Origin of the sequence: Thioalkalivibrio sp., from assembly GCF_041690275.1 — a bacterium.
Taxonomy (GTDB): domain Bacteria; phylum Pseudomonadota; class Gammaproteobacteria; order Ectothiorhodospirales; family Ectothiorhodospiraceae; genus Thioalkalivibrio.
The window spans coordinates 6,478-13,163 of sequence record NZ_JAWLHP010000052.1; the positions used below are offsets into that span (position 1 = coordinate 6,478).

Consider the following 6,686-nt stretch of genomic DNA (forward strand, 5'->3'; position numbering starts at 1 on the left):
CTGGCGACCGCCATTTTGTCGGGGCTTTTACTTCCGGCATTCGGATCAGCGTCCTTCAGCCCGGCCGACCGGCGTTGCATCAATTGTCATGAGGATGTGGCGCAACATATCCAGGATTCGCAGGCGGTGCACGCGGACGCCGGGGTCAGCTGCGTCTCCTGCCACCGGGACGACTTCGCGCGGCGGGCTCCGCACCGGGGCGAACCCGAACCGGCCAGCTGCGGGCAATGCCACGAGGCCGCGAACGAGCGCCATCAGCTGGGACCCCACGGGGGCGGCGAAGGGGATCCGGGCGCCTCCTGCGCCGACTGTCACGGCAGCCACGACATCCTTCCGGCCTCGGACCCGCAGTCCAAGGTCTATCACCTGAACGTCGCGGCCACCTGCTCCCAATGTCACACGGCCAGTGAGGACTTCGATCCCCAGGCGCATGTGGAGCACCTGAACCGCTGGGTCGCGGGGGACTACGCGGACGGCATCCATGGAAGACTGGTGCAAAAGGGCCTGCGCGTCGCGCCGAGCTGCGTCACCTGCCACGGGGTGCACGCCGTGCGCCCCGCCCAGGACCCGGACAGTCTTGTCGCCCCCGAGAACGTCGCGAACATGTGCGGCAGCTGCCACGAGGGGACGAAGAACGCGTTCACGCGCGGGCGCCACGGTAGCCTCCAGCAGGGCGGCGATACCGCGGCACCGGGCTGTGTGGACTGCCACTCGCCCCACCTGACCGTGGCTACCGATACGCCCACGTGGAAGCTGCAGGGCATCCAGGAATGCGGCACCTGTCACGAAAAGGAAACCCTCACCTACCGCGACACCTTCCACGGCAAGGTCACGTCACTCGGCTTCGTCCGTGTCGCGGCCTGCGCCGACTGCCACGGGGCCCACGAGGTCCTTCCGAGCAGCGACCCGCGCTCCCCTATCGCCCCTGAAAACCTGATGGAGACCTGCGGCAACTGCCACAGCAACCTCAACGAGAACTATGTGCGGTACGACCCGCACGCGAATTATCGCGATCGGGAGGGCGAGCCACTGCTCTATTGGGCCACCGTGTTCATGCACGGGCTCCTGATCGGTGTCTTCGGCGTGTTCGGGCTGCACACCCTCCTATGGGCATGGCGAGGCTGGCGGAATGCGTTCGCGTGGCGTTTCGGCCACCGGTCCGGATCGGACGACGACAGCAAGCTGAATTAGGAAGGAGAGCCACACGATGCAGGAAACGACCGATACCGTATCGCCATCCGCCGACCCGGTGTCCGCGGCCTCGGAGGTGGCGCCTGCGGCGGACCGGCAGCGGCTGTACCGTCGCTTCGGCAAGGCCGAGCGCATCGGGCACATCGGGCTGGGAATCAGCTTTATCGGATTGGCCATCACGGGGCTGCCCCTGCTCTACAGTCAGGAGCCGTGGGCTCGCTGGCTCGCCCACAGCATGGGCGGATTCGAGGCCACCGGGTTCCTGCATCGCTTCTTCGCGCTGGTGATGATCGTACTCTTCGTCTGGCACCTGGGGAGGGTCTTCCGTCGTATCATCGTGGACCGGGACCTGGGCATGCTCTGGGGTCCCTACTCCATGGTCCCGCAACCCCGCGATGTCCGTGACGTCTATCAGAACGTCCGGTACTTCCTCGGCAAGGGCGAGCCACCCCGCTTCGAGCGCTATACCTACTGGGAGAAGTTCGACTACTGGGCCGTGTTCTGGGGCATGGCCATCATCGGCGGCTCCGGCCTTGTCCTGTGGTTCCCCGAATTCTTCACCCGCTTCCTGCCCGGCTGGACCCTGAATCTCGCTTCGGTGATTCACGGCCTGGAGGCCGTGCTTGCGGTGGGCTTCATCTTCACCATTCACCTGTTCCACAACAATCTGCGCGCGGAGAAATTCCCGATGGACACGGTCATGTTCACCGGATACGTCACCGAAGAGGAACTGCGCACGGAGCGTAGGGATGAGTACGCGCGACTCCAGCGCGAAGGCCGGTTGAAGGAGATCGAGGTGGATCCGGTCAAGCCCGGCCTGTTGAGGGCCGGACGGATCTATGGCGTGGTGATCAACCTGTTGGGCGTAATCCTGGTGGGGCTGATGCTGTACGCGCTGCTGGGCTAACCAGCGCGCTGGGCGCGCTGCGCCTGACCCGCTCTAGGCTGCTCAGGCTTGCGGGGTGTGGTTTTCTGCCCGCGCCGCTCGATCGCGGCCGGAGGCCGTTCCCACAACGCCCGGGCCAACGTGGGAGCGGCCTCCGGCCGCGATGGTCCTGGGCACACAGGGCCGTAGGGCGGACAAAACGAAGTGTGCCCACCAACAACCGCTCCGGCCAGGACGGTGGGCCCGCTTCGCCTGGCCCACCCTACGGAACTCGTGGATGATGGACGTGACGCTGTGGCGTTATCGGTGGCGACGTCATAAGCTCTGCAACCAGCCACCATGACACTACCCCTGACCAGCGATTACCGCGAACTCTTCCTGCGTGACGTCCCGCTACTGGACGTCCGTGCGCCGGTGGAATTCGTCCAGGGCGCGTTTCCGAATGCCCACAACCTGCCGCTGCTGGACGACACGGAGCGGCACGAAGTCGGCCTGCGCTACACCGAGCAGGGGCAGCCAGCCGCAATCGAACTGGGGCACACTCTGGTCGGCGGCGAGACGCGGGAGGCGCGTCTGCAGGGCTGGCTTCAGTGGTGCGAGCGGTATCCGGAGGGCCAACTCTACTGCTTCCGCGGCGGTATGCGCTCGGGCATCGTGCAGGAGTGGCTGGCCGCGGCCGGGCGCCCGATCCCGCGGATCCGCGGCGGCTACAAGGCGATGCGCCGCTTCCTGCTGGAGAGCCTGGAGGAGACTGCGACCACGCTGGCGCTGGTCCTTCTCTCCGGCCGCAGCGGCACCGGCAAGACCCGCGTGATCGAACGACTGGAACACGCGGTGGACCTGGAGGGGCTCGCGCGACATCGGGGCTCGGCCTTCGGGCGGCGTCCGGGCGGCCAGCCGGCGCAGATCGACTTCGAGAACGCACTGGCGATCCGACTGCTGCGTCTGCAGGCGCGCCAGGAGACGACCGGACCGACCCCGGTGGTGCTGGAGGACGAGAGCAAGCTGGTGGGACACCGGCTGATACCGCCCGCGCTTTATCAGCGCATGAAGGCGGGTCCCAGGGTCCTTATCGAGGAACCGCTCGACAGCCGCGTGCAGGTCACCATCGAAGACTACGTGCTGCAACCCCTGCTCGAATACGCCGAGCACCACGGCGAGGCGCAGGCCCTGAACCGTCTGGGCGCCGAACTGCTCGCCTCGCTGGACCGCATCCGCAACCGGCTCGGGGGCGCGCGGCACCAGGAACTGCGCTCCATGATGGAATCGGCCCTCGACACGCAGGCGCGGACGGGGTCCGCCGAAGCACACCGAGGCTGGATAGAGGCCCTGCTCGCGGAGTACTACGATCCCCTGTACGACCACGCGCTTCGGCGGCAGGGCGATATCGGGGCACCGCTGTTCGTCGGCCGCCGCGCCGAGGTCCTCGCTTTCCTGCGGCAACAGGCCCAATAGCCCGTACAAGCGCCTAAGGGAGGACCTGGACGCGACCCCGGATATCGCCGGTTCAGCGCCTTGGCAGGCCAGCCGCACGCGCCGGGTCTGCGGTTCCGGCACCCGCATCCACGGCCAGTGTCCTCAGGATCTCCTCTGCCAGGCGCTGCACCGCGACCTGCCGGTCGCCGCGTGCGGGGTCGAAGAGCTCCGGGTTCAGGCGCGACCAGCGGGGTTTCAGGCGAGCCTCGCGCACCGGCGCCGGCAGGGGTTCCCGCGCCCGGCGTGCGTTGGCCGAGTCCCCGGTCGCCAGCGGCACCTGGGCCGCGTGGCCACGCTGCAGCAGTGCCCGGATCAGGGTCATCTGCCGGAGCATCAGCAGGCGCAGGGTCTCGTCCGAGACCCGCCACTCCGAGAGGCCGTGCAGTCGACCCAAGATCCGTTGCCGCAGGGGGATGGAGGTGCCGAGCAGCGCACCGATCGCGGCGCCGGAAACGGTCCCCACGCCCAGCGTCGCTCCCAGCGTGGCCGCATCCAGCGTCGCTCCGGCGGCTGCGCCGGCCGCGGCTCCTCCGCCCATCCGGACCCCGTAGTGTTTCAGGGCGTCCGGGTTGAAGAGATCCATGCCCCAGGACCCGTTGACGAGCGGCAACTGCTCGTGCTCGTAGTGCCGCCTGCTGAAGCGAAACAATCGCAGCAGCCCGTCGACGGTGCGCTGTTCGCGCTGCCGGACCGCGTCCTGGTTGCGCAGGATCATCTCGCGCATCTTCGCGGGTTCGATATCGCCGGGGATCACGCGGCGGCAGCCCGCGGTGTCGATCAGCAGCTCCGCCAGATATTCGGCCGCGGCGCGGCGCAACCACTCGCCCTGCCGTCGCCGGTCCTCGATCAGCCGCTGCAGGGACTGGTCGAAGGCATCGAGCAGGGTGCGCAGCTTCTCGTACAGGCGCCGCTCGCCCGCCTCGTCGAAGACCACGGTATCGAAGGCCACCACCGCGTGCAGGTTCAGCCGGGCCAGCTGCTCGCGCCATTCGGGCTCGCGGCTGGCCGGGCTCGCGACGTAGTTCAGCACCGGCAACACCGGGATCGCGCAGTAGGTCAGGATCGTGAGTTCCTCGCGATATTTGCCCAGCACCGGTTCCCGGCAGTCGATCACGTACATCGCAGCATCCGCCTCAAGCATCTGGCGCAGGACCTTCGCCTCCTGCTCGTAGTGCGTAGCGGCCCCGGAAGACTCCAGGAAGCGGCGAACCCGCTCGGGCATATCGAAGCGCTCGCCGCCGGCAAACTCGTCCAGCGCGTCCAGCACGCCGTCCGGGTCCTCCAGGCCCGGCGTATCCAGCAGCAGCACCACCGGTTCCCCGTCGGATAGCAGCAGCTGGATGCCTTCCACCTGCCGGGTTGTTGCCGGCTCGTCCGACACCTCGCCGAAGAGTTCGTCGCGCGAGAGGGTCCGGAGCAGCGAGGTCTTGCCGGTGTTGGTGTGCCCGACGACCGCGACCCTGAGCATGGCGCTCATGTCGTGCTCCCGGGGCGCAGCAGCTCCGTCAGTTCCCGGGTGCCCGGGTGCGCAGCGTCGTCGAGTTCGGCCTCGAGCACGTAGTCGAGCCCCGCGCGCGTACCGGCCTCCTGCCACTGGCGGACGCGCGCCGCGCGGGGCCCTCCGCGCGCGGCCAGGCGGTGACCCTCGTCCAGGACCGCCCATACCGGGGCACGGGTCTGCTCGCGGAGGCTGGCAAAGAAACGTTCCGCGCCCCGGTCCGGAGTCCGGGCGAGCGAACAGACGACCAGCACCACGCCGGGGGGTTCGGCGCGTGCCCGCAACGCGGCGAGCACATCGTTGCGCTGTTCGCGGTCGTCCGCGCGCCCCAGCGGGATCCAGTCCACCGCCGCGACACGTGGTGGCCAGTCGCCGCCATCCCGCTCCAGCTCGAGACCGATCAGCAGCGCCGGACCCGTCACCGGCGCCGGTCGGCCACGCGGCGGCGCTTCAGGGCCGTCCTGCCGAGCCCGATCGGGGTCCACGACGCCGATGGAACGCGCGTGGGGACTCAACCGATCCGACAGACGTGCATAACCCGGAAGGCCGGTGTCCAGGCGCAGCCGGTGCGCGGCGCGGCGCACCAGCAGCAGACTCAGCCCGAAGAGGATGGTCCGCGGGAGCAGCCCGTAGAAGAGCAGGGAGGCGAGCAGCAGCCCCGACCACAACTCCCGCCCCGCCGTCCCGTCGAGACCGATCCGGCTTGCCCGCACCACCTGCTCGCCCGGAACCGGCCAGCCGATCCACTGTGCCGGCGCCCCGAGCAGGCCCACCATCGCGACGAAGCTTTCCTCGGTCAGCAGCGTCGTGCCCCAGACGAACTCGTACTGCCGCACGCTCAGCGCGAATAGCGAGCCCAGCACCGCCCCGAGGCAGAAGGTGGCCCAGAGCCCGTGCGTGAGGGCGCTGGCGATCCATCGACCCAGCCCGCCACGGCGCAGCAGGCCGAGACTCGCGGACAGCACCACCGCGGTATCGGGACGCCGCGACAGGCGCCGGCCGACCCCGTGAGCCACCGCCATCGCACCCCTTCCGAGCGCACCGCCACCACCCCTCGGCCGATAGATCGTGAACAGGACCCAGAGGAGCAGCATCAGCAGTTGCAGGCCCAGCAGCGCGGCAAGGGCCCAGCCGATGTTCACGGTCGCGCCTTGACCGAAGACCGCGGCCGCCGCGCCGATCCCGGCAAGCAGCGCCAATCCGGCCGCGAGCAACACCAGCCAGAAACGGACCTGGATCAGGCCCTCGAGGGTTCCCGCGAAGCGATGCCCGGCAGCGGTTTCCGCCGCGCGCCGCACCACCCGTTCTTCGAAGTCGCCGCCTGCCTCGCGGGCCCGCGCATCCGCCACCGGATCGTCCAGAATCCGGCCGAGTCGGTCTTCCTCCAGGCGCAGGGCCTCCGCAATGAGGCGCTGGCGCAGGGGGGTCGTGGCAGTGGTCACTAGGGGAGGATCCGCGGTCTGACGCAGTGACGGTAACAATGCACCGCGAAGATATCAGATTTGGATCATACGGATTCGCGCTGTAAGAGAGAATTCGCCTCCGGCCGCGATGGCCCTGGGTGCCCGGCGCAATGCCGCATCGCGGCTGGAAGCCGCTCCTACGACCCCCGTGGGAGCGGCCTCCGGCCGCGAT

At 68.8% G+C, this 6,686-nt stretch carries 5 protein-coding genes; 3 read left to right on the plus strand and 2 right to left on the minus strand.

The genetic code is table 11. The features are described from left to right. Positions 1–96: 96 nt before the first annotated feature. From ACESMN_RS10510 to mnmH, 3 genes are all read left to right on the plus strand, one after another. Positions 97–1,191, plus strand: a complete 1,095-nt coding sequence (locus tag ACESMN_RS10510; protein ID WP_373053552.1) for a hypothetical protein — start codon at positions 97–99, stop codon at positions 1,189–1,191. 16 nt (positions 1,192–1,207) lie between these two features. Next, complete coding sequence (locus ACESMN_RS10515; protein ID WP_373053553.1) at positions 1,208–2,098, plus strand: formate dehydrogenase subunit gamma; 891 nt, start codon at positions 1,208–1,210, stop codon at positions 2,096–2,098. Between the two features lie 318 nt (positions 2,099–2,416). Next, entirely contained in the window at positions 2,417–3,532 is a 1,116-nt protein-coding gene (gene mnmH / locus ACESMN_RS10520; RefSeq protein WP_373053554.1) for a tRNA 2-selenouridine(34) synthase MnmH, read from the plus strand. A 52-nt stretch (positions 3,533–3,584) separates the two neighbouring features. On the opposite strand, the gene ACESMN_RS10525 is transcribed toward mnmH, so the two are convergent. Both ACESMN_RS10525 and ACESMN_RS10530 read right to left on the minus strand, forming a co-directional pair. Beyond that, positions 3,585–5,030, minus strand: a complete 1,446-nt coding sequence (locus ACESMN_RS10525; RefSeq protein WP_373053555.1) for a DUF3482 domain-containing protein — start codon at positions 5,028–5,030, stop codon at positions 3,585–3,587. After that, positions 5,027–6,493: a DUF2868 domain-containing protein gene (locus tag ACESMN_RS10530; RefSeq protein WP_373053556.1), complete on the minus strand. Its 1,467-nt coding sequence runs from the start codon at positions 6,491–6,493 to the stop codon at positions 5,027–5,029. The genes ACESMN_RS10525 and ACESMN_RS10530 overlap by 4 nt, the downstream gene beginning before the upstream one ends. Positions 6,494–6,686: the final 193 nt, after the last annotated feature.